The following is a 22,108-nucleotide window of genomic DNA, read 5'->3' as shown; positions in this document are numbered from 1 at the left end:
GAGGACGCTTAAGCGATGCGTTCGTTTATCCGGGCAAACTTTCTCTACTTGGCATGGGTCGTCTCGCTCGTCGCGACCGGCGGGAGCCTGTTCATGAGCGAGGTGCTGGATTACGCGCCCTGCAAGCTGTGCTGGCTTCAGCGGATCTTCATGTACCCGCTCGTGCTGCTGCTCGGCCGCGCCGCCATCCGCGGCGACCGTCGCATCGTCGGTTACGTCGCGCCGCTGATCGCGATCGGCGGATTCATCTCGCTCTATCACTACGGCGAGCAAAAGGTGCCGGGCATGGCCAGCATCCTCCCCTGTACGGTCGGCGTTCCCTGCGACGAAGATTACCTGGACTGGTTCGGTATCATTACGATTCCGCTTTTGGCGCTGACGGCTTTTATTCTGATCGGTCTGCTGCTCTGGTTCGGGAGCAGGCAGCACGGCCGCGACGGCTGGGCGGGCTTCGAATCCGATGACCCGGAATTCGAAGATCATTAAGCAGCAAAAACATAATGCAAAAAAAAAGGTTGGCCGGCAAATGCCGGTCAACCTTTTTTTTTGCGTCCGATCGTCACGCCCAATTGCCGTTTCTGAAAATAGGCACGACCGTTCCGTCCGCCTGATAGCCGTCGATGTCCATCTCGGCGGACCCGATCATGAAGTCGACGTGGGCGACGCTCGTATTGACGCCGCTCGCCGCGAGCTCTTCCGGCGTCATCGTCTTGCCGCCCTCGACGTTAAAGGCGTAGCCGCTGCCGATGGCGAAGTGATTGGACGCATTCTCGTCGAACAGCGTGTTGTAGAACAGGATGTTCGATTCCGAGATCGGCGAGCGATGCGGGACAAGCGCCATTTCCCCGAGATAATGCGAGCCTTCGTCGGTCTCGATGAGCTGCTGCAGAATCTCCTCGCCCTCCTCGGCCTCTGCCTTGACGATCCGTCCGAGCGCGAACGTCAGCTTGAAGCGGTCGATGATATTGCCCGCATAGCTGAGCGGCTTCGTGCTGCTCACGTAGCCGTTCACCCCGTCTCGCCGGGGAGCCGTGAACACTTCTTCGGTCGGCATGTTCGCCATGAAGTTGACGCCGTCCGGCGTCACGCTCGATGCGCCGACCCACAGATGGCGATCCGGCAGCTCGACCGTCAGGTCCGTGCCGGCGGCTTTGTAGTGCAGCTTGCGCAGACGCAAGCCGTTCAGCCAATCGACCTTGCCGTGCAGGACGCGGTCATGCTCGCGCCAAGCTTCGACCGGGTCGTCCGCGTGCAGCCGGACCGCGTCGAAGATCGCGAGCCAAAGCTTGCTGAGCGCGATCTCCGGCGCGTCGCCGGGGAATACCTTTTGCGCCCAATCGTTCGATGCAGCCGCCGCGACCGTCCACGCGACCTTGTCGGATTGAATCGCCCTGCGGAATTCGGCGAGACCCGCGCCGGCCGCTTTTTGATAATCGCCGATTCGCTGCGGATCGACGCCCTTCAGTACGTCCGGGCCCGACGAGACGAACGAGATGAAGCAGGCGCCCTTGTCCACGAAGCTGCCGCGTTTCAACGTCTCCCATGCGGGGAATGACCGGAATACTTCGGGGTCCGCATGATCGTATTTGAGGCGGGACATCGCGTCGTCGCTCCAATCCACATGCACGTTGGAAGCGCCCGCTTCATAGGCCGCCGCGGCGACGAGGCGCGTCAGCGGCGCCGTCTCGATCTGGCTGACGATGAACACTTCCTGGCCTTGCTGGACATTCGCGCCGACCTTGACGATCAGCTCCGCGTAACGGGCCAGCTGCTGCTCGAATGGTTCCATAGGATCATCCTCCGTATCGTTCGTTATAGGTAGGCTGCGAGAACGTCAGTTCGCCCAATTCCCGCCGCGGAATACCGGCACCTCCGTGCCGTCCGCCCGAATGCCGTCGATATCCATATCGGCCCTTCCGACCATGAAGTCGACGTGAACGACGCTCGCGTTGACGCCCGCTTCCCGCAGCGCCTCGGGCGACATCGTCTTGCCGCCTTCGAGCGTGAACGGAAAGCCGAGTCCGATCGCGAGATGGTTGGACGCGTTCTCGTCGAAGAGCGTGTTGTAAAACAAAATGTTCGCGTTCGAGATCGGCGACCGATGGGGTACGAGCGCGACTTCGCCGAGATAATGCGAACCTTCGTCGGTCTCGACGATCTGCTTCAGAATCTCCTCGCCTTCTTCGGCTTCGACCCCGACGATTCGCCCGTTCTCGAACGTCAGCTTGAAGCGGTCGATGAGCGTGCCGCTGTAGCTGAGCGGCTTCGAGCTGCTCACGTATCCGCTGGCGCCGTCGCGGTGAGGTACCGTGAACACTTCTTCGGTTGGCATGTTTTTCATAAAGCCCACGCCATCGGGCTTCGTGCCGCCGGCCGTCATCCACAGATGACCTTTCGGCAGCCCGATCGTGAGGTCCGTGCCCGGCGCGCTGTAACGCAGTTTGTCGAAACGCTGCTCGTTCAGCCAAGCGGCTCTGGCCTGCAGATTCGCATCGTGCGCGCGCCAATTTTCGACCGGATCGTCCGCATGCAGACGGATCGCATCGAAGATCGCCTGCCACAGCTTGCGGACGGACACCTCGGCGGATTCGCCGGGGAATACCTTCGCCGCCCATGCCTTGTTGGCGCTGGCCGCGATCGTCCACGCGATCTTGTCTGACGCCGTTGCCTGCCGATAGACGGCGAGCGCCTCGCCGGCCGCCTTTTGATAACTGCCGATCTTCTTAGGATCGACGCCGCTCAGCAAATCGGGGTTGGACGAGTTGAGGAAAATAAAGCAGCCGCCTCGCTCGACGACTTCGTTGCGGCGCAGCTTCTCCCACTCGGGAAACTGCGTGAACACCTCAGGCGCGGCATGGTCGTACTTCAAACGGGTGAGCGCATCGTCCGCCCAGTCCACGATCACGTTGCCGGCCCCGGCCTTGTAGGCATGCTCCGCGACCAGACGGGCCAGCGGCGCCCCCCTCGATCTGGCTGGAGACGTATACGTCCTGACCTTGCTGCACGTTGGCGCCGATCTTCACGATCAGTTCGGCGTACTTGGACAAATCATGTTCGAACTCCGACATGTCTCACGCTCCGTTTTCAGAATGCATTCGGTTTTTTATATTGTACCGAATTCGATGACCGATCACAAACTGAACTGGCCGGTCATTTTAATCGAGACAAATGGAAGACGGGCTCTTCCGGACAAGCAAAACCCCCCGGGAAGCCCGGGGTTTTTGTCGCAAACCTATAAAGCGCAGCTCTTTTTTAAGCGTTTAACGCTTTTTCGAGCGCAGCCAGATTCTGATTCATCAAGCCGATATAATCGAGTCCCTGCTTCTTGTCGTCCTTCGTGAGCCCCTCGATCGGATTCAGCACGTCGGTCCTCGCGCCCGTCTCGCTCGCGATCGTCTCGGCGACCTTCGGGTCGACGAGCTCCTCGAAAAAGATCGTCGAGATGCCGAGCGACTTGATCTCCTTCACGACGGAAGCCATCTGCGCAGGCGTCGGCTCCTGATCGGGAGACAAGCCGGAGATCGGGAGCTGCGTCAGCCCGTACTCGCGCGCCAAATAGCCGAATGCGGCATGCTGCGTCACGAACGTCTTGTTTTTCGCTTGGCCAAGCGCCCTGCGGTAGTCCGCATCAAGCTGCCGCAGCTTCGCGATATAGGTCTCGGCATTCTTTTCGTAGTCGGCGGCGTGGGCCGAATCGGCCTTAGACAGGCCGTTCCTGATGCGTTCGACTTCCCGCTGCGCAAGCACGGGACTCAGCCATACATGCGGATCCATGCCGGCCTGCTCGCGGGTGTCAGCCGCCTGTTCGCCGCCGCCCGTCTCGAGCTCGAGCCCGGAAGAAGCTTCGACGTCGACGCGATCCCCCGCTTCCTGCGCTAGAGATCGCCTGTTCGGCCCAGCCCTCTACAATGCCGTTGTACACGAAAACGTCGGCCTTGGACAACAGCGCCATATTCTTGGGCGTCGGTTCCCAATCGTGGGGCTCCACGCCGCCCGGCACCATCAACGTCACGTCGGCGAGGTCGCCCGCGACCTGCCTGGCGAATTCGTACATCGGATAAAAGCTGGCCGCCACCTGGAGCTTGCGCGGCGAGTCCCCATTCGCGACGGTACCCGCGTCGTCATTCGACCCGCCATTTCCGCACCCCGCGAGCAGCATCGATACGGCCAACGACGACAGCGCCGCTTTAGCCAGAATCGCCCTCATCCTCGCGACTCCCCCCTTCTCCGCGACGCGCGCCGTGCTGCTGAATCGCGCCGCCTCGTACGGCGAATCCGGCGCAGCGCCGGTTTGGCCGAGCCTGTTTTTGCGCTTTGCCGCGCGCAGCGCGCCCTTCTTGAGCCCGATGCCGACGAGCAGGATCGCGAGCAGGATGAGTGCGATCGTCGCGCCTGGCGGCGTGCTGAAGGCATACGAGGCAGCCAGTCCGGACCATACGCCGCCGAGGCCGAACGCCATCGAGAGACCGATCGCCATCGCGAAGCTCGAAGCGAGCCGGATGGCAAGCGCCGCAGGCAGGACGACGAGCGACGAGACGAGCAGCACGCCGACGATCGGCATCGCCGCGGCGACGATCATCCCCGTGACGACGCTGAACGCGAGCGACAGCCAGTTAACGGGCAGCCCGGACGTCTTGGCCGTATCTTCGTCGAACGTCATCTGATAGAGCGGACGGCGCATCAGGATGAAGAACAAAGCGGCCAGCACCGACACCGCGAGCATCAGGATAAGCTCGGTCCGGTTGACGGCCACGACCGAGCCGAACAAGTAAGACGAGAAGCTCTTGTTCACGCTCTGGTTCAGGTTCATGATGATGACCGCGCTGGACAGCCCGCCGACCATGATAATCGCGACGGAGATCTCGCTGTATGTCTTGTACGATCGGCGGACGTATTCGACGGCGACCGCGCCGACGATGGCGATGGCGAATCCGGTCAAGGTAGGATTCCAGTGGAGATAAGCGCCGGCCGCGATGCCCGCCAGCGAGACGTGCGAGAGCATGTCGGCCATCAGCGCCTGTCTCCGAAGCATCAGGTAGACGCCGAGCGCCGACGCGACGAGCGCTATGAGCGCGCCGGCGAGAAATGCCCTCTGCATGAAGTCGTAGTGCAGCATCTCCACTTGCCATCCTCCTTCCGTTCCAGCTCGATGATGCGATCCAAATAAGGCGACACTTCGTCCAGGCCGTGCGTGACCATGACGACGGTGCGTCCGTACTGCTCCGTCTGGTTCTTCATGAGCTCGTAAAAACCGAACCGGCTCTCCCGGTCCATGCCCGTCGTCGGTTCATCCAGCACGAGCAGGTCCGGCTCCATCGCCAGCGCCCGCGCGATGCAAATCCGCTGCTTCTGGCCGCCGGACAGCTCGCCGATCTTGCGGTGCCGCAGATGCCACATCCCCACCTGCTTGAGCGCCAGCTCCGTCTGTTCATGATCCCGGGCGTTCATTTTCCGGAGCCACGAGCCCTTCGTATAGCGTCCGGAGCGCACGAACTCCAGAATGCTGCTCGGAAAGCCGCTGTTGAACGCCGCGATCTGCTGCGGGACGTAACCGATCGTCAGCTTGCCGCCGCCGGTGCCTCGGGATGCCAGGCTGATCTTGCCCTTCCAAGGGGCCAGCAGGCCCATCATGAGTCGGAGCAGCGTCGTCTTGGATGCGCCGTTCGGTCCGGTGACGGCGACGAATTCGCCTGCGCCGATCTCCAGATTCACGTCCTCCAGGCTCGGTACGTCGTCGTACCCGAACACGACCTGCTCCATCGCTACGAGCGCCATTTCGTTCTCCTCCTCGTCCTTTATCGTAAAAGTTACGCTAATATCGCATAACGAAAGCCCGCTTCGCAGCCGGCTTTAACATACTTGTATCCTTTTATCCGTAACAATTACACTTAACCAATATAGCAGTATGCCGCATAAGCGTCAACACGATTCACGACTAGCGGGCGATCGCCTTCGCGCCTTCTTGCTGGCATTCCTCGCACACGCCGTAAATCTCGAATCGGTGGCTCAGCACGCGATAGCTGCCGGGCAGCTCCAGATCTTCCTTCATCGGGCAGTAGTCGAACGACAGGGTTTTCTCGCAGTTCGTGCAGATGAGGTGGTGATGATGGTGCTTGGCGCAGTTCGCCCTGAACTTAAGCCCGCCATCCATAAAATAAAATTGCTCCAGCACGCCCATATCGCTGAGCATCCGGAGATTGCGGTAGACGGTATTGAAGCTGACGCTCGGATACTTCACGGCTAACTGGTCGTAAACGTCCTTCGGAGACAAATAGCCTTCGGTATCGGCGAAAATGCGTGCAAGCGTCCGGCGCTGGTCGGTAATGCGCCATCCGGCCCTGCTCATCATCGACACCATCTCTTGGACGGTAGCGGCTTCGCCGTCCGAATCTCCGTCATGGCCGCATGCTTCGTTGTGTTCGTGCACGCTCATCTGTGTCGACCTCCTATCCTTTATGTAAAAAAGCAAGGACGGATTCATTAGCGCATAATCGGAAAGCGCGACGTAAGCCGGGTTCTGTACTTCCGGTGGTAAGACGGACCTGGCGGTCCTCCCACGGATGGAAGCGACAATCATCTATCGTAGGCCGTACGTTGCCGCACGGCTCAAGCGACCAACCCGAACGCGCCCCGGGCAAGGGCCGCGGCTCAAGGCCGCTGCGTTCCTCTTCGGTCTTGCTCCGGATGGGGTTTACCAGGAGCAAAGTCGCCAGTGCTCCTCGTGGTCTCTTACACCACGGTTCCACCCTTGCCTGATCCGCGACGAATCGCGGCCATCGGCGGTCCATTTCTGTGGCACTATCCTTCGGCTCGCGCCGACTGGACGTTATCCAGCATCCTGCCCTGCGGAGCCCGGACTTTCCTCTCGCGGCGCGAAGCCGCCAGCGATTGTCTGTCGAACTTTCCGATATGCACCGATAAGTATAACGAATATTGCGCTCCGGCACAATGGCAGCCGCGCCCACCGCCGCATTCGCCAAAGGAATCCTGTAGAATACTGGATCATTAATGGCCTCGGTTCAATGCCGAACGCGTTAAACTAGCTACTTCAGCCTGAACGGATCGGTGTGCACCTCAGACGCGAATACTTCCGTCGCGTAGCCCTTCTCCGAGAGCCGTTCGCGCAGCCACTGCGCGGTTTGGGGTCGCATGATCTTTTCAGCGTAATGCCCCGGGTCGACGATCGCGAGTCCGCCCGCTTCGGCATCCTGCGCCGAATGGTAGTCGATATCGCCCGTGACGAGCACGTCCGCGCCCATGAACATCGCCCGCTTGATATAGCTGCGACCGGATCCCCCAAGCACGGCGATCTTGCGCACCTGCCGCGATCCGTCGCCCACGATGCGTACGAAGGGCATGCCTAAGCGCTCCTTGACGAGCTCGGCGAATTCGTCCAGCGGCATGGCCGCCGGCAGTTTGCCGACCCGCCCGAGTCCGAACGAACGGCCCTTCTGGTCGACGCCGTACAGATCGTAGGCGACCTCCTCGTAAGGGTGCGCCTTGAGCATCGCCTGCACGACCGACTTGCGCGCGCTATCGGGGACGATGACCTCGATGCGCGTCTCCTCGGCGGTCGACAGCTTGCCCTTTTCGCCGATAAACGGATCGCTCCCCTCGCGGGGCATAAAGGTGCCGATGCCTTCTACGTTAAAGCTGCAGTGGCTGTAATTGCCGATCCAGCCGCCGCCCGCGCGGAACATCGCGTCCCGAACGGCCTCGCTATGCGTGCGCGGCACGAATACGGCCAGCTTGTACAGCTTGTCCGTGTGGACCTCCTCCAGCACGTCCCGGCCTTCGAGGCCGAGCGCCTCTGCCATCCAATCGTTGAGACCGCCCTCGGCGGTATCCAGGTTCGTATGCGACACGTAGACGGCGATATCCCGCTTGATCAGCTCAGCCGCAAGCGCGCCGGCCGGCGTATCCGTCTGCAGATGGGCGAGCGGCCGATAGATGATCGGATGATGGGCGACGATGAGCTCAGCCCCCAGTCCGGCGGCTTCCCTCACGACGTCGGGGTTGACGTCGAGCGTTACCAGCACGCGCTTGATCTCCTTGCGCAGCGAACCGACCTGCAGGCCGATCTTGTCCCCTTCGACCGCCAAGTGCTTCGGCGCGAGCCGCTCCATTAATTGGGCGATCGTCTCTCCCCTTGCAAGCATGCCAATACCTCCTCGATCTCGTCCGTCGCTCGCGTCCAGGCTTCCAGCTTGGCGCGAGTTTCCGCGGCGTCCGATTGCTTCATTCCCTGCGCGATGCGCGACCGCTTCGACAATTCGCCTTGCCACTTGGCCCTGAACGCGCCGTCCGGCGAACGGAGCAGCAGCGGACCCATCTCGTAAAGCAAATCCGTCGGCACCGCCTTGCATTCGGCGCCGAGCAGGGCCGCATCGTATAGCACCCTGTGCCTGGCTTCGGACTCCGCGGCGCTCGCGGCGCGCTCCGCCCGGAGCAGCGTGTAGATCTCGCCGTCTTCTTCGACGAGACGCTCCAGCTCGAGCACGTAGCGATGCGCCTTCAGCCAACGCCGCACCTGATCTTCGGCTACGTGCGGCGAAAGGATGAGCGTCGTCACGCCGGAAAGCGCCTCGCCCGCTTCCTCGAGCAGGCGCACCATCAGGCTGCCGCCCATGCCGGCGATGCAGACGGTATCCACTTCATTCGGCGCGAGCACCGACAGGCCGTCGCCATGACGGACCGACACGATGTCGCCGACGCCGGCAGCACGCACCTGCCGCCTGGCCGCTTCGGCCGGACCGGCGTTCACGTCGCCCGCAACCGCATACGCGATCGTGCCGGAGAGCGCCAAATGTACGGGCAGCAGCGCGTGGTCGGTGCCGATGTCCGCGAACCGCGCGCCTGGCTTCACGAACTCAGCGAGCGCGGCGAGGCGCTTCGACAGCTTTGGCGATTCAATCGTGACTTTAGAAGCTGTAATCGCAACTTTGTCTATATTTTCCTTCATAGTCATACAACCCATTCCATCCATTGTCTGCGCAGCCGGAACATGAGCGTCCCGACAAGCGCGATTTTAACCAGCAGCTCGACCTGGATCCAATCCCGGTCCACGCCGAACAGCGCGGAATACACCTCAGGCATGAACCACAGAATCAGCGCCGTCGCGAACAGCACGGCACCGGTCGCTTTGAACTTCACGTGAGAGAACCAGCTAAGCCAGGCGAACAGCAGCGCTGCCGGCACCCAGAACACTTGAACCTCCAGCCAGCTCGGATGCGGCACCTGACGAGACAGCACGGCTGCGTAGAGCGCGATGACGCCCATCCATCCGAGCCAGTGCAGCACCGCGAATCGCTCCGCGATGCCGCATATGATCCAGACGAGGGCGCTGGCGAGCAGCAGCACGAACAATCCCTGTCCGTCCGTCCAGCCATGAACGTAAAGGATCGCCGTGCCCGCGGCAGGCAGCAGCAGCATGCCGGCGCTGAGCAGCGCCAGGCCGCGCGCCGGCAGACGCTCCCTGTATCTAGAGCCTAGACCGACGAGCACGCCCGTGCCGATGACCGCGACCGCAATTTGCAATGCCAGCGGAAACGCGCTAAAATGAAGGACGACAAGGCAGATCAAGGAAAATATGCCAATGACATACATCCATTGTTTTCCGGAAGCCTGACCGATCTGACGCAGCTTTTCGCCCGCCGCGCTCTTGGGCCGGACCGTCAGATCGTCCAAATACAAATTAAGCAGGAAGTCGCAATACTGTTCGGGCAGCATTTTCGCCCGGCGCCAGGATTCGATCTCCCGCACGACCCATTTCCTCTTGTCCTCGTCCAATGGAGGCATGTCGACAGCTCCTCTCGCTACGTAGCACCCTGGATGCCAAGAGGACCTTGCAGCCCATGGATCGGCGCAAGGTCCTCTGCATGAACGCAGTCCGGCGTTCTGTTCTTATTCCAGGAAGTCCTTCAGACGCTTGCTGCGGCTCGGGTGACGAAGCTTGCGGAGCGCCTTCGCTTCGATCTGCCGGATCCGCTCGCGCGTGACGCCGAACACTTTGCCGACTTCCTCCAACGTACGCGTGCGGCCGTCATCGAGACCGAACCGCAGTCTGAGCACGTTTTCCTCGCGTTCGGTCAGCGTGTCCAGCACGTCCTCCAGTTGTTCCTTCAGCAGCTCGTACGCCGCCGCATCCGCCGGCGCCAGCGCCTCCTGATCTTCGATGAAGTCGCCCAGATGCGAGTCGTCCTCTTCGCCGATCGGCGTCTCGAGCGATACCGGCTCCTGCGCGATCTTCATGATCTCGCGAACCTTATCCACGCTGAGCTCCATCTGCTCCGCGATCTCTTCGGGCGCCGGCTCGCGTCCGAGCTCCTGCAGCAGCTGCCGCGACACGCGGATCAGCTTGTTGATCGTCTCCACCATATGGACGGGAATCCGGATCGTCCGCGCCTGGTCGGCAATCGCCCGCGTAATCGCTTGGCGAATCCACCAGGTAGCGTACGTACTGAATTTGTATCCCTTCGTATGGTCGAACTTTTCGACGGCCTTCAGCAGGCCCATATTGCCCTCTTGGATCAAGTCGAGGAACAGCATGCCTCGTCCGACGTACCGCTTCGCGATGCTGACGACGAGGCGCAGGTTCGCTTCGGCCAGACGCTTCTTCGCTTCCTCGCCGCCTTCGCCGCCGATCTCGATCTTCTTCGCAAGCTCGACCTCGTCGTCGGCGCCGAGCAGCGGCACGCGTCCGATCTCCTTCAAGTACATGCGAACCGGATCGTTGATCTTGATGCCCGGCGGGAGCGACAGATCGTCGTCGAAGTTGAACTCGTCGCGTTCGTCCTCTTCGCGTTCGCGATCGCGGCCGCCTCCGATCTCGTCGTGATCGTTAACGACCTCGATGCCGTGATCGGCCAGCTGCTCGAAGAAATCGTCGATTTGCTCGGCGTCCTGGTCGAACGGAGACAGCTTCTCCATGATGTCTTTGTAGGTCAGTCCGCCCTTTTTCTTGCCTTGTTCGATGAGCAGCGACTTGACCTGCTCCAGCGAGCTCTCCGTCTCGAGTCCGGTGTGTTGATCGTTCGCCATTTCCGACTCCCTCCTCCCTGCAGCGGCGGCTTCAGCTTTCCTTCTGCCGTCTCTCCAGGGCGATAATCTCTGTCAATATTTGCGCGGCGCGCAATGGATCACCGGTACGCTCCGCTCGGTTCATTTCTTCGTACAAGCTCTGCAAATCGTCCTTTTTCGTCACCTGGCGCTCGACCGTTCGCATGCAATCGGCAAGTTCCCGCTCTCCGAAGGGCACTTCGATCAGCGCAATGGCGCTGGTCGCGCGCTCTAACCGGTCGTCCTGCAGCGTGGCGATGAATCTTCCTATGTCAGGCTGGTTGCCCTGCGCGTAATAGGCATATAGATAAGCAGCGATTGCCGCGTGATCCTCCACATGGAAGCGATCGCCCAACCGTTCCTGGACGATCCCCGCCGTCTCGCCGTCCTGCAGCATCCACGACAGGAGGTACTGCTCGGCCTTGACATAGTCGACCGACACCTTGGGAAGCTTGGCCGAACTTCGGTTATCATTCCATTCATTATTCCACGATCCGCCCGGAATATCCCCAGCCGTTCCCAATTTCTCTTGCTGCCTGATCTTGAACACGTCCTGCTTCAAACTGTCCGTCGAAGCCCCGAATTCCTGCGCCAGCTCCTTGAGCGTCAACTCCCGCTCGGTTGCCGATTCGCGCCTGGCCACGAGCTTGATGGCGTCTTCGAGGTACCGGAGCTTCCCGTCTTCTTCTAGCAGTATATGGGATTTCCTCAAATAGATGAGCTGAAATTTGAGGGCGGACACCGCGCCTTCTACGATCTCCCGCATAAAAGCTTCGGAGCCGTATGCCGAGATGTATTCGTCCGGGTCCATCTTGCCGGGCAGCACGCCCACCCGCACTCTGAAGCCGGCGTTCTCCAGGAGCGGGATGCTCTTGCTCGCCGCGGCCATCCCCGCATCGTCCCCGTCGTAGCAAATGACCGCCTCGTCCGCATAACGCTTCAGCAAGGAAGCGTGCTCGCCGGTGAGCGCGGTCCCCATCGTCGCGACGCCGTTGTGCACGCCGGCGGACCAGGCTTTGATGACGTCCATATAGCCTTCGAGCAGCACGACCTGCCTCGTCTTGCGGATCGCGCCCTTCGCCGCGTGGAACCTGTACAGCGTCCGGCTCTTGCTGAACAGCGGCGACTCGGGCGAGTTCAAGTACTTCGGCTGGCCGTCCGACATCAGCCGCCCCGCGAAGGCGATAATCTTGCCGTCGCCGTCGTGAATCGGGAACATGACGCGGTCGCGGAAACGGTCCACGAAGCCTTCGCCTTCATGCCGCCTCGAGAGCAGTCCGCCCCGGTCCATCTCGGATAGGTCGTAGCCCTTTTTGTCCAGCGCCTGCGTCAGCGTATCCCACCGGGCAGGCGCATAGCCGAGCCCGAACTCCTCGATCAGCTTGTCCGTCATGCCCCGATCCCGGAGATAATTCATCGCACCGGTACCTGCCGCGGTGTTGCGCAGCACGGCATGATAGAACTTCGCCGCGTAGGCGTGCGCCTCCGTCATGACGGAGCGTTCCTTTTGGCGCTCGGACTGCTCGCCTTCGGGCGCCTGCCAGGAGATCGGAATGCCCGCTTCCTCGCACATGCTCCGGATCGCTTCGGGGAACGTCTCGTTTTCGATCTCCATCACGAACTTGACGACATTCCCGCCTTTGCCGCAGCCGTAGCAATGGAAGATTTGCTTTTCCGGCGTCACCGTGAAGGAAGGCGTTCGCTCGGAATGGAATGGGCAAAGCCCCTTCAAATACTTGCCGTTCCTGGACAACTGAACGTAACGACCGACGGTCTCCGCAATGTCGTACCGCCGAAGAACCTCGTCGATCGTCTCTTGTGGAATCATGCCGTTATTCATATTAAGCCATCCGCCCTGCCGTTCGATTTCGGCACGTAATACAATTCGCTAAGCGAACGAATTCTCCTGCAACCTCCGCAGCAGCAATGTCAGTTTTTGTTGAAAGCGGTCGCGATCCTCGTCCGTGAACGGCTTGGGTCCCCGCGTCCGCATCCCGCCGCGCCGCTGCTTGGCCGAAAAATGCCGTTGCGCGAGCAGCCCGTCGATATTCTCCTCGTCGATCGCCTTGCCGCGCGGCGTCAACACCGCCGCCCCGCGGGCCAGTCCTAGCGCGGCCAGTCCGTAATCGCCGGTGACGAGAATGTCCGAGCGTTTAAGCGCGTTGGCGATATACAGATCCGCCGACTGGTCGCTGGCGTCCACCGTCACGATGTCGACGCCTTCCTCGGCCTGAAGCACGTGCGCATGCGAAGACACGAGCAGGGCTCTCGTCCCCGCGGCCCTCACGCACGCGGCGATCTCCGGCTTCACCGGGCAGGCGTCCGCGTCGACGACGACCCGGACCGGATTTTGCAGCATTCGACACCCCGCTCATCGATGATGTTGTGAGTCCCTATTATATACGCTACCGGCGCGATAAATCCTTCCTGCGACCCAAAATTTCAGGCCGGGTACCCGTAAGAAAGCAACAACCAGCCGCCTTGGAGGCATGCCGGTTGTCCGTCGTGCACTTGTCGAAACGCGGCTATTTTTCCAACCGCTCCATGATCAGGCTGGCCGTCTCTTCGACCGCCTTGTTCGACACGTCGATAATGACGCAGCCAAGCTTTTTCATGATGCCGTGCGCGTATTCGAGCTCCTGTTGGATCCGCTCGGCCGTCGCGTACGAAGCCGTGTTCGGCAGGCCAAGCGCCTTGAGCCGTTCGACGCGGATCGCATTCAGCGCGTCCGGCCGGATCGTCAGTCCGAAGATCTTGGTCTTCGGCACCAGGAACAGCTCGCGGGGCGGCGTAAGCTCCGGTACGAGCGGAACGTTCGCGACCTTGTACGTCCGGTGCGCGAGCACCATGGAGAGCGGCGTCTTCGATGTCCGGGAGACGCCGGTCAGCACGATGTCCGCCTTGCTGACGCCGGTCACGTCGCGGGCGTCGTCGTACCGGACCGCGAATTCGACCGCTTCGACCTTGCGGAAATAACCGGCGTCGAGCACGTGGTTCAGCCCCGGCTCGTGGCGGGACTGACAGCCGAAGCGCTGCTCCATCTGGTCGATGAGCGGACCGAGCAGATCGATCGCCGAGATGCCCCGCCGCGCGGACTCCGACGCCATGTAAGCGCGAAGCGCGTCGATGACGAGCGTGTAGAGCACGACGGCACTTTCGCTCTGCGCCGCCTCGAGCACGGCGTCGATCGCCGCCTCCCGCTGGATGAATCCGGCCCGCCGGATCTGCACCTTGAGCGGGTGAAATTGGGCTGCGGCCGCCCGCACCGCGAGCTCTCCGGTATCGCCGGCGGAGTCGGAGACGACGTAGACGGTTACGCTTGTTGCTTCCATGGTGCATCCCTCCGTTCGATTGGCCGCGGCGCGACCTTGATCAGCCCGCGAGCTTGGCGAAGTCGGCGAAGCCGCGCACGTCGTCCGCGATCAGCCCGAGCAGCGCGAGCCGGTTGCGGCGGATCGCCTCGTCGTCGGCCATGACCATGACCGCTTCGAAAAACGCGGCGATCGGCCCGCTTAGCGCGGACAGCGCCGACAACGCCTCGGACAGTCTTGCCTCGGCCGTCGCGGTCAAAATCTTGCCGTGCGCGTTCATCCACGCTTCGTACAGCGCGCCTTCGGCAGGGTCCGCGAACAGCGACGCGTCCACCTGGCGCGAATCCCCGCCCTTGGCCGCGAGATTCGCGACGCGTCCGAACGCCTCCGCCGCGGGACGGAACGTCTCGCGGTCGTCGCCGCCTGCGGCCGCCTGCAGCGCCTGCGCGCGCAGCACCGTGCGGCGGACGTCGTCGCAGCCCGCGCCGAGTACCGCGTCGGTGACGTCGTAGCGGATCTGCTGCTCCGTCAATACGTTCTTTACCCGCAGCGCGAAAAATTCGCTCAAGTCCCGCGAGACTTCGAACGCTTCGCGCTTGCCGAGGCCGGCGGCAGCATAGACGTCGAGGGACAGCTTGAACAGGTCCGACAGCTTGAGCTCGAGCCCGTGCGCCAGCAGCGTCGACACGATGCCTGCGGCCTGGCGCCGAAGCGCGTACGGATCCTGGGAGCCCGTCGGGATGATGCCGATCAGGAAGCAGCCGACGATCGTGTCGAGCTTGTCGGCGATGCCCACGATCGCGCCAACGAGCGAAGCCGGGGGGATTGTCCGAGGCGTTGCGCGGCGAATAGTGCTCGTTGATCGCCGTGGCGACCGCAGGCGACTCGCCGAACTTCAGCGCGTAGTCTTCGCCCATGATGCCCTGCAGCTCGGGGAATTCGTACACCATCTGCGTCACCAGGTCGAACTTGCAAATGTCCGCGGCCCGAGACGCATCCGCGCGAACTTTCTCGTCCGCTCTCAGCAGCTCGGCGAGCTTGTCGGCGGTCACGCGGATGCGGCGCACCTTGTCGGCGACCGTGCCGAGCTCCTCGTGATAGACGATGCTCTCCAGCTTTTGCAGGAACGCGTCGATTTTCCCCTTCTGGTCTTCGGCGTAAAAAAACTTCGCGTCCGACAGCCGGGCGCGCAGCACCTTTTCGTTGCCCTTCGCGACGTTAGCCAGCGAAGCCGCGTCTCCGTTGCGCACCGTGACGAAGTGCGGCTGCAGCTTGCCCTGCGCGTCCAGCACCGGGAAATAGCGCTGATGCTCGCGCATCGACGTGATCAACACTTCCTGCGGGATGTCCAGGAAGGCCGGGTCGAACGAGCCCGACAGCGCGGTGGGCGTCTCGACGAGGAACAGCACCTCTTCGAGCAAATCGTCCTTGATCGCGATCTCCCAGCCGCGAGATTCGGCGAGCTCGCGAAGCTGGTGCAGAATCGCCTCTCGGCGCTCCTCGACGTCGGCGATGACATGCTGGCCGCGCAGCTTCGATACGTACTCGGACGGGTCGCAGATCTCCGCGTCGGCGCCGAGGAAGCGATGGCCGCGCGTCGTGCGGCCGGTCTCGACGTCCGTGATCGCGAACGGCACGACCGCTTCGCCGTGCAGCGCGACGAGCCAGCGGATCGGACGCACGAAGCGAAGATCGTAGTCTCCCCAGCGCATGTTCTTCGGGAAGGTCATCGACGTAACGATCGCAGGCAGCGCCTCGGGCAGCAGGCCGGCCGTCTCCACGCCGATGCTGGATTTGTTGGCGTAGACGTACTCGACGCCGCCGAGCTCCTTGAAGAACAGCACCTCGGGCTCTACCGCGTTGCTGCGGGCGAAGCCGAGCGCGGCCTTCGTCCATGCGCCGCTCTCGTCCAGCGCGATTTTGCGCGCCGGTCCTTTGACTTCCTCGCTGACGTCCTCCTGACGGTCGGCCAACCCTTTAACGATGACCGCCAGCCGGCGCGGCGTCGCGTAGGCGATCACGCCTTCGTGCGAGAGTCGGCTCGCTTCGAGCCATTTTTCAGTCTTGTCCTTGAGTTGCTCCATCGCGCCGCGCACGAACCGCGCCGGCACTTCCTCGAGGCCGATCTCGAGCAGCAGATCTTTAGGCATGGTCAAGAGCCTCCTTCTTCAGCAGCGGGAATCCGAGCCGCTCGCGCTCCTGCAGGAACGTCGCGGCGACCGAGCGCGCCAGATTGCGCACGCGGCCGATATAACCCGTACGCTCGGTGACGCTGATCGCGCCGCGGGCGTCGAGCAGGTTGAACGTATGGGAGCATTTGAGCACGTAGTCGTATGCCGGGAACACGAGGTTTTCGTCCATCGCGCGCTTCGCCTCGGCCTCGTATGTCGAGAAAAGGTTGAACAGCATCGGAACGTCGGACACCTCGAACGTGTACTTGGAATGCTCGAACTCCGGATGCTTGAACACGTCGCCGTAAGTAACCCCGTTCACCCACTCGAGATCGAATACGTTCTCTTTGTCCTGGATGTAGGAAGCGAGGCGCTCCATGCCGTACGTGATTTCGACGGCGACCGGATGACAATCGATGCCGCCGACCTGCTGGAAGTACGTGAACTGGGTAATCTCCATGCCGTCCAGCCACACTTCCCAGCCGAGGCCCCAAGCGCCGAGCGTCGGCGATTCCCAGTTGTCCTCGACGAACCGGATGTCATGCTGCAACGGGTCTATGCCGAGTCGCTTCAGGCTCTCGAGATACAGCTCCTGAATGTTGTCCGGCGAAGGCTTCATGATCACCTGGAACTGGTGATGCTGGTACAGCCGGTTCGGATTTTCGCCGTAGCGTCCGTCCGCCGGACGGCGTGAAGGCTCTACGTACGCGACGTTCCACGGCTCCGGTCCGATCGTGCGCAGGAACGTCATCGGGTTCATCGTGCCCGCGCCCTTTTCGGTGTCGTACGGCTGGACGACGATGCAATCCTGCTCCGCCCAGAATTGCTGCAGCGTCAATGTCATCTGCTGAAAATTCAAGTCCGCCACTCCTTCGTATATTGAGATCGAATCCGCCTTTTCCGCGGCGCCGGAACGCGACAAAAAAACTCCCGTCCCACGTCTGCCGCGCAGACGTAGGGACGGGAGCTCGATCCCGCGGTTCCACCCTACTTGACGCCCGAAGATGTCGCCACGAGACCCAAGTCCGCCATCGGCGGCTAGCGCTCGCGCTCCTTCGTTTGCCCGCTCTTTGATATGGCCGTTCTCTCCGGAGCGCCCTTCGCCGATTCGTCGTGCCGGGCTCCCACCGCCCCCGGCTCGCTGCAGCTGCCGACAGGCAACCGGCTACTCTCTCCTTCAACGAGACGCATGCCATCGTTATGCAACATTCTAGCCGATGGAAGCCGGGCGTGTCAAATGCCAGCGCTACTCCCGGATCGTGACCTTCACCGGCGAATACTCGGCGATGACCGTCTGGCCGTGCACCGACACGCTGCCCTCCGGCGACAGATCCTTCTCCGTCATGATGCCGAGCGCGATCGTGAAGCGGTTCATCTTCACCGGCACATCGCGCTCGCGCCGTACCTCGGCGCCGTTCAGGTAAAAGACGACCTCGTCCTCCGCGCGGTTGTACACGATCTTGTAAGTATTGAATTCGCGCGCCTTAAAGTTGGTGTCTTCCTGGAATACGCAGAAAAACCGAGTCTTGTCCGACTTCGGCACTTCGACGCCGGGGAACGGCAGCACCGCATAGACCGAAGCGTACTTGTCGTTGCCCGCGAAAAAGTCGAGCGCGGCGCCCGTCGTGAAATCGAGCAGGTTCAACGACACGTAGCCGTCGTACAGATCGCCGGGCGCCGTGCCCGTACTGCGGGCGCGAATGTCGAGCTCGAAGCTGACCTCGCCTTTTTCCGGCACGACGACTTCCTCGACCGAATAGTACATGTGCTTTGCGTTGTCTAAAATCTGAACGCGGTCGTGGCTGCGGCTGAGCGGGGCTCGTACGTAGAGGATGCCGTTGCGGACGATAACGACCGCGTCGGGTTCGCGATACTCCCAGAACGTGCCGTCAGGGAGCGGAAAACCGCCGATTTTCCACGTCTCTCCTTCCGATAAGATGCGGTGAAAATCACCGAATACCAGCTGCTTTTCCATTGAACCGGTCACTTCCATTCATTTTATTGGATGAGGCCCTGGATAATCAGACATAAGATAAGGACGGAGCCGCAGCGGTTTGCGGCCCGTACGGAGGCGCCCATGAGCGGCAAGTACGCCCGCGAGTTGTTCTGGTCTTGCAGCCGTCCATAGGTCAGGTAAAGCGGGATCGCGGTGATCAGACCGACGAGCGCATAGACCGGCAGCGCGCCGGCAATCACTGCCGCGACCAGCGACAACGCCGCAAGGCCGAGCAGAAAGCGCGAGAATTGCAAAGCGCGGCGTTCGCCCCACACGACGACCAGCGTCCGCTTGCCCGCCGCCCGGTCCGCCTGCCAGTGAAGAAAATGGTGATTGAACAAAATCAGCGTCGTGAGCAAGCCGATCGGCAGCGACAGCAGGATCGCCCTGTAATCGAACGTGGACGTCTGCACATAGTAGGAGCCCAGCACCGGCAGCACGCCGAACGCGAGCAGGATCGCGATCTCGCTATAACCTTTGCCCCTGTAGCCGAAACGGATGGGCGGCGCGACGTAGAAATAAGCGATGAGTCCGCCGAGCGCGCCGAAGACGAACGCCCATATTCCGCTCAGCAGGGCCAATGCGACGCCGCTGACGGCGGCAAGCGCGAACAAGCCCCACGTGACCGCCGCGAACGTGCGCATGCTCCATACGCCGTTCGTCAAATAGCCCGAATTGGTGCCGATGGCGTCCGCCGTATTTTTCGCCGCTTCGTCCGTGCCGTTCTTATAGTCCCAGAGATCGTTGATCATATTCGAAAACAGATGGGCCGCGCCCGAGCCGACGAGCGTGAGCAGCAGCAGCCAAACATCGAAGACGCCGTCCCATACGTAAGCGCCCAGCGCCCCCAGCGCCACGGGCATCAGCATGACCGGGATGACGCGCATGCGCGAGGCCTTCATGAACCGCTTGAATGCATCCATCGTGCCGCATCCTTTCCAGATAGATTGGGCAAATTGTGCATAAGAAAACGGCTTCGCCGACCTGCCCGAATCCAGCGAACCCGTCCAATAGCTTGAAACGCGTATGTTACTTACTATAGTATAGCACAATTTGTCGAATCAGGGTACCGGTTTGAAGAAATCTTCGCCTCTTTCCCACTGATCCAAAAAGTGCCGGGACTTCAAATTCAGCGCCAGATGGTGGTCGAACCACCTGCGCATGACCGTCGCCAGCTGCTTGGCCGTCGATTCCTTCACGGCCACGGTGCCGAGTCTGCGCATATCCATCGCCGAGAAAACGCGCAGCAGCTTCCACACGCCGTCCTCGAGCTCCATCGCACGCGGATCGCGATGGCGGCATAGCGGACAAAGGGCGCCGCCGCCCGCCGCGCTGAAGTAAAAAAGGGCCTTCCTCCCGCCCGCAGCCTGCGCAGGCGTCCAGCATCGGCGCGTAGCCCGCCGCCGCCGCGATCTTCATCTCGAACAAGCGGGCGACGATCTTCGGGTCCTTGCCTTCCGATATCGCCGTCAAGCCCGCATGCAGCTGATGATAAAGAAAAGCGCCTGCGTCCTCGTCCTGGATGGCGCGGTCGCACAACTCGACCAGGTAGGAGGCGTAGGCGGCTTGGTCCAGCCCTTCTCTAAGGCCTCTATATGAATCGATGATCTCGCCGCTATTTAAACTGCCGAGGCCGCCGCCCTTGTAAAAGGAAAAATCGCCGAGCGTAAACAGCTGGGCGAGCGAGGCGTAACGGCTTTTCGGTTTGCGGGCGCCGCGGATGACGATGCCCTGCTTGCCTAGAGAGGGCGTCATGATCGTGACGATCTTGTTGCCTTCCCCGTAATCGATACTGCGAATGACGATGCCTTCCGTCCGATAGAGCAACGGCCTCTCCCCGTTTCTGTCGCCCCTATAGGGCCGGGTCGCGCGCCGCAAGACGGTGCGCGACGAGCGCGGGCCGAAGCCGGTCAAGGTGACTTTAGGCTCCTGCTCCGCTCTCTTCCCCTTCGCCCTCTGGAACCGGTTCTTCCGACGCCAGGCCGGCGGCTCCGGGCTGAATCATTTCCTTGTAAAGCAGGTAGGCTTCGATATCGCCGGTCTGCGTAAACACGTGCCACGTGAAATCCCGCAAAGCGCTCATCCTCCCCGGTGGAAATGAAATCTTCCCAAATCGCCACCGTTAGAATGCCACCGCCGCCGTGCGGGTATGCCTGACAACATTTGTCCGGGAAGTCCGGACGCCGCAAGACCGAGAATGCCGACTGCGTTTAATCGTGCCTAAAGCCAAGCGACTTCAGCACCGACTCCCGATTGCGCCAGTCTTCCTTGACCTTGACCCAAAGTTCGAGAAAAATCTTGGAGCCGAGCAACCGCTCCATGTCATGGCGCGCGCGCTTGCCGACTTCCTTGAGCGCCGCGCCGTTTTTGCCGATGATGATCCCCTTCTGCGAAGGCCGCTCCACGTAAATGACCGCGCCGATGTTGACGACGCCGTTGTCCCCGGTGCCCATGCTCTCGATCTCGACGGCGATGGAGTGCGGGATCTCCTCGCGGGTCGTCTGCAAGATCTTCTCGCGAATGAGCTCCGCGCAAATGAACTGCTCCGGGTGATCCGTGATCTGATCGGCCGGATAGTACATCGGTCCTTCGGGAAGATAGCGGCCGATCTGCTCCAGGAGCGTCGTCACGTTGTTGCCGTCGCGGGCCGACACCGGCACGACCTCCGTGAAGGTATGCAGCTTGCTGTATTTATCAATGATCGGCAGAAGCGCTTCGGGCTGGACCTTGTCGATCTTGTTCAGCACGAGGAAGACGGGCGTATTCACCTTTTTGAGCTGTTCGATAATAAAACGGTCGCCGCCGCCCAGCTCTTCCGATACGTCGGCGAGGAAAAGGATCGCTTCGACCTCTTCGAGCGCCCCGAGCGCCGACTTCACCATGAAGTCGCCGAGCTTGGAGTTCGACTTGTGAATGCCGGGCGTATCCAGGAACACGATTTGCTTGTCCTCCGTCGTGTACACGCCGTGAATCTTATTGCGAGTCGTCTGCGGCTTGTCGCTCATGATGGCGATCTTCTGTCCGATCACCTGATTCATCAGCGTCGACTTGCCGACGTTCGGTCTGCCGACGATGGCGACGAAGCCCGACTTGAATTTGCCTTTTGGTTCGCTCATTCCGCTATCCTTCCTTCCGCCAGCTTCGCGGGCGTGAATGCGCCGGGCAGCAGCTCGGCGACCGTCATGATCGATATGTCTCCCTTAGCATTGCCCATAATGACCGGCAGATCCGGTCCGCCCAGCTCGACGAGCACCTGCCGGCAGACGCCGCACGGCGTGATCGGCGCGTCGGTCCGTCCCGTGACGGCGATCGCCCGGAAGCTGCCGGGCGCGTGGCCGTCCGCAATCGCGCGAAACAGCGCCGTGCGTTCCGCGCAATTGCCGGGACTGTATGCCGCGTTTTCGACGTTGCAGCCGTAATGGATCGCGCCCGTGCGATCGACCAGCGCGGCTCCGACCTTGAAGCCCGAATAAGGCACGTAGGCCTTCTCCATCGCCTTGGCCGCCTCGGCCAGCAGCAGCTGCGGCGTCCAGCCGAGCGTGTCTATATTGATGTCCCCCATCTGTCATCCT

General features: G+C 61.6%; 18 protein-coding genes, 1 other RNA gene and 4 pseudogenes. 1 reads left to right on the top strand and 22 read right to left on the bottom strand.

The window, feature by feature from the left end:
* Window positions 1–15 precede the first annotated feature (15 nt).
* Window positions 16–486, top strand: a complete 471-nt coding sequence (locus OMP38_RS22125) for a disulfide oxidoreductase (RefSeq protein WP_277567050.1) — start codon at window positions 16–18, stop codon at window positions 484–486.
* Between the two features lie 73 nt (window positions 487–559).
* Here the strand turns inward: OMP38_RS22125 and OMP38_RS22120 are convergent, their stop codons facing one another.
* The 22 genes and pseudogenes from OMP38_RS22120 to cdd all read right to left on the bottom strand — a co-directional run bounded on the left by OMP38_RS22120 (window position 560) and on the right by cdd (window position 22,098).
* Window positions 560–1,789 (bottom strand): aminopeptidase, encoded by a 1,230-nt coding sequence (locus tag OMP38_RS22120; protein WP_277567049.1) that lies wholly within the window; start codon window positions 1,787–1,789, stop codon window positions 560–562.
* Between the two features lie 45 nt (window positions 1,790–1,834).
* Window positions 1,835–3,068 (bottom strand): annotated as a pseudogene (locus OMP38_RS22115) (aminopeptidase).
* A gap of 184 nt (window positions 3,069–3,252) precedes the next feature.
* Window positions 3,253–4,207 (bottom strand): annotated as a pseudogene (locus OMP38_RS36145) (metal ABC transporter substrate-binding protein).
* 84 nt (window positions 4,208–4,291) lie between these two features.
* A pseudogene (locus tag OMP38_RS22105) lies at window positions 4,292–5,122 on the bottom strand (metal ABC transporter permease); the annotation flags it as partial.
* Window positions 5,065–5,775: a metal ABC transporter ATP-binding protein gene (locus OMP38_RS22100; protein ID WP_277567048.1), complete on the bottom strand. Its 711-nt coding sequence runs from the start codon at window positions 5,773–5,775 to the stop codon at window positions 5,065–5,067. The gene OMP38_RS22100 and the pseudogene OMP38_RS22105, both read right to left, overlap by 58 nt.
* A gap of 160 nt (window positions 5,776–5,935) precedes the next feature.
* Window positions 5,936–6,433, bottom strand: coding sequence for a Fur family transcriptional regulator (locus OMP38_RS22095; RefSeq protein ID WP_420869717.1), 498 nt, complete (start codon window positions 6,431–6,433; stop codon window positions 5,936–5,938).
* Between the two features lie 58 nt (window positions 6,434–6,491).
* Window positions 6,492–6,904: RNase P RNA component class A (rnpB, locus tag OMP38_RS22090), an RNA gene on the bottom strand.
* Window positions 6,905–7,043: 139 nt separating this feature from the next.
* Window positions 7,044–8,159 (bottom strand): Nif3-like dinuclear metal center hexameric protein, encoded by a 1,116-nt coding sequence (locus OMP38_RS22085; protein ID WP_277567047.1) that lies wholly within the window; start codon window positions 8,157–8,159, stop codon window positions 7,044–7,046.
* Window positions 8,126–8,968, bottom strand: coding sequence for a tRNA (adenine(22)-N(1))-methyltransferase (locus OMP38_RS22080; RefSeq protein WP_277567046.1), 843 nt, complete (start codon window positions 8,966–8,968; stop codon window positions 8,126–8,128). Before OMP38_RS22080 ends, OMP38_RS22085 begins: the two co-directional genes overlap by 34 nt.
* The gene (locus OMP38_RS22075; protein WP_277567045.1) at window positions 8,965–9,798 is read right to left on the bottom strand and encodes a hypothetical protein; all 834 of its coding nucleotides are present in this window, start codon (window positions 9,796–9,798) and stop codon (window positions 8,965–8,967) included. The genes OMP38_RS22080 and OMP38_RS22075 overlap by 4 nt, the downstream gene beginning before the upstream one ends.
* A gap of 105 nt (window positions 9,799–9,903) precedes the next feature.
* Complete coding sequence (gene rpoD, locus OMP38_RS22070; protein WP_271749295.1) at window positions 9,904–11,040, bottom strand: RNA polymerase sigma factor RpoD; 1,137 nt, start codon at window positions 11,038–11,040, stop codon at window positions 9,904–9,906.
* Window positions 11,041–11,071: 31 nt separating this feature from the next.
* Window positions 11,072–12,898: a DNA primase gene (gene dnaG / locus OMP38_RS22065; RefSeq protein ID WP_277567044.1), complete on the bottom strand. Its 1,827-nt coding sequence runs from the start codon at window positions 12,896–12,898 to the stop codon at window positions 11,072–11,074.
* 48 nt (window positions 12,899–12,946) lie between these two features.
* Window positions 12,947–13,417 (bottom strand): YaiI/YqxD family protein, encoded by a 471-nt coding sequence (locus OMP38_RS22060; protein WP_277567043.1) that lies wholly within the window; start codon window positions 13,415–13,417, stop codon window positions 12,947–12,949.
* 166 nt (window positions 13,418–13,583) lie between these two features.
* Window positions 13,584–14,390 (bottom strand): pyruvate, water dikinase regulatory protein, encoded by an 807-nt coding sequence (locus OMP38_RS22055; RefSeq protein WP_277567042.1) that lies wholly within the window; start codon window positions 14,388–14,390, stop codon window positions 13,584–13,586.
* Window positions 14,391–14,430: 40 nt separating this feature from the next.
* A pseudogene (glyS, locus tag OMP38_RS22050) lies at window positions 14,431–16,519 on the bottom strand (glycine--tRNA ligase subunit beta).
* Complete coding sequence (gene glyQ, locus OMP38_RS22045; protein WP_277567041.1) at window positions 16,512–17,399, bottom strand: glycine--tRNA ligase subunit alpha; 888 nt, start codon at window positions 17,397–17,399, stop codon at window positions 16,512–16,514. Before glyQ ends, glyS begins: the two are co-directional and overlap by 8 nt.
* A 387-nt stretch (window positions 17,400–17,786) precedes the next feature.
* Window positions 17,787–18,515 (bottom strand): DUF6081 family protein, encoded by a 729-nt coding sequence (locus OMP38_RS22040; protein WP_277567040.1) that lies wholly within the window; start codon window positions 18,513–18,515, stop codon window positions 17,787–17,789.
* 23 nt (window positions 18,516–18,538) lie between these two features.
* Window positions 18,539–19,459 (bottom strand): prenyltransferase, encoded by a 921-nt coding sequence (locus tag OMP38_RS22035; protein WP_277567039.1) that lies wholly within the window; start codon window positions 19,457–19,459, stop codon window positions 18,539–18,541.
* Between the two features lie 106 nt (window positions 19,460–19,565).
* The gene (recO, locus tag OMP38_RS22030; protein ID WP_477100081.1) at window positions 19,566–20,363 is read right to left on the bottom strand and encodes a DNA repair protein RecO; all 798 of its coding nucleotides are present in this window, start codon (window positions 20,361–20,363) and stop codon (window positions 19,566–19,568) included.
* A 94-nt stretch (window positions 20,364–20,457) separates the two neighbouring features.
* Complete coding sequence (locus OMP38_RS22025; protein ID WP_277535301.1) at window positions 20,458–20,610, bottom strand: YqzL family protein; 153 nt, start codon at window positions 20,608–20,610, stop codon at window positions 20,458–20,460.
* 136 nt (window positions 20,611–20,746) lie between these two features.
* Window positions 20,747–21,652 (bottom strand): GTPase Era, encoded by a 906-nt coding sequence (gene era, locus OMP38_RS22020; RefSeq protein ID WP_277567038.1) that lies wholly within the window; start codon window positions 21,650–21,652, stop codon window positions 20,747–20,749.
* Window positions 21,649–22,098: a cytidine deaminase gene (gene cdd / locus OMP38_RS22015; protein ID WP_277567037.1), complete on the bottom strand. Its 450-nt coding sequence runs from the start codon at window positions 22,096–22,098 to the stop codon at window positions 21,649–21,651. Before cdd ends, era begins: the two co-directional genes overlap by 4 nt.
* Between the last annotated feature and the right edge of the window lie 10 nt (window positions 22,099–22,108).

This window comes from Cohnella ginsengisoli, from assembly GCF_029525555.1.
Lineage (GTDB): Bacteria > Bacillota > Bacilli > Paenibacillales > Paenibacillaceae > Cohnella > Cohnella ginsengisoli.
Note: the sequence above shows the minus strand (reverse complement) of the source record. Positions and strands in the feature narration are given on the sequence as shown.

What these genes read in the sequence shown, in the direction of transcription:
- OMP38_RS22125 (WP_277567050.1), top strand. Translation starts at nt 16, where the DNA reads ATGCGTTCGTTTATCCGGGCAAACTTTCTCTACTTGGCATGGGTCGTC.
- OMP38_RS22120 (WP_277567049.1), bottom strand. Translation starts at nt 1,789, where the DNA reads ATGGAACCATTCGAGCAGCAGCTGGCCCGTTACGCGGAGCTGATCGTC.
- OMP38_RS22100 (WP_277567048.1), bottom strand. Translation starts at nt 5,775, where the DNA reads ATGGCGCTCGTAGCGATGGAGCAGGTCGTGTTCGGGTACGACGACGTA.
- OMP38_RS22095 (WP_420869717.1), bottom strand. Translation starts at nt 6,433, where the DNA reads ATGAGCGTGCACGAACACAACGAAGCATGCGGCCATGACGGAGATTCG.
- OMP38_RS22085 (WP_277567047.1), bottom strand. Translation starts at nt 8,159, where the DNA reads ATGCTTGCAAGGGGAGAGACGATCGCCCAATTAATGGAGCGGCTCGCG.
- OMP38_RS22080 (WP_277567046.1), bottom strand. Translation starts at nt 8,968, where the DNA reads ATGACTATGAAGGAAAATATAGACAAAGTTGCGATTACAGCTTCTAAA.
- OMP38_RS22075 (WP_277567045.1), bottom strand. Translation starts at nt 9,798, where the DNA reads ATGCCTCCATTGGACGAGGACAAGAGGAAATGGGTCGTGCGGGAGATC.
- rpoD (WP_271749295.1), bottom strand. Translation starts at nt 11,040, where the DNA reads ATGGCGAACGATCAACACACCGGACTCGAGACGGAGAGCTCGCTGGAG.
- dnaG (WP_277567044.1), bottom strand. Translation starts at nt 12,898, where the DNA reads ATGAATAACGGCATGATTCCACAAGAGACGATCGACGAGGTTCTTCGG.
- OMP38_RS22060 (WP_277567043.1), bottom strand. Translation starts at nt 13,417, where the DNA reads ATGCTGCAAAATCCGGTCCGGGTCGTCGTCGACGCGGACGCCTGCCCG.
- OMP38_RS22055 (WP_277567042.1), bottom strand. Translation starts at nt 14,390, where the DNA reads ATGGAAGCAACAAGCGTAACCGTCTACGTCGTCTCCGACTCCGCCGGC.
- OMP38_RS22040 (WP_277567040.1), bottom strand. Translation starts at nt 18,515, where the DNA reads ATGGAAAAGCAGCTGGTATTCGGTGATTTTCACCGCATCTTATCGGAA.
- OMP38_RS22035 (WP_277567039.1), bottom strand. Translation starts at nt 19,459, where the DNA reads ATGGATGCATTCAAGCGGTTCATGAAGGCCTCGCGCATGCGCGTCATC.
- era (WP_277567038.1), bottom strand. Translation starts at nt 21,652, where the DNA reads ATGAGCGAACCAAAAGGCAAATTCAAGTCGGGCTTCGTCGCCATCGTC.
- cdd (WP_277567037.1), bottom strand. Translation starts at nt 22,098, where the DNA reads ATGGGGGACATCAATATAGACACGCTCGGCTGGACGCCGCAGCTGCTG.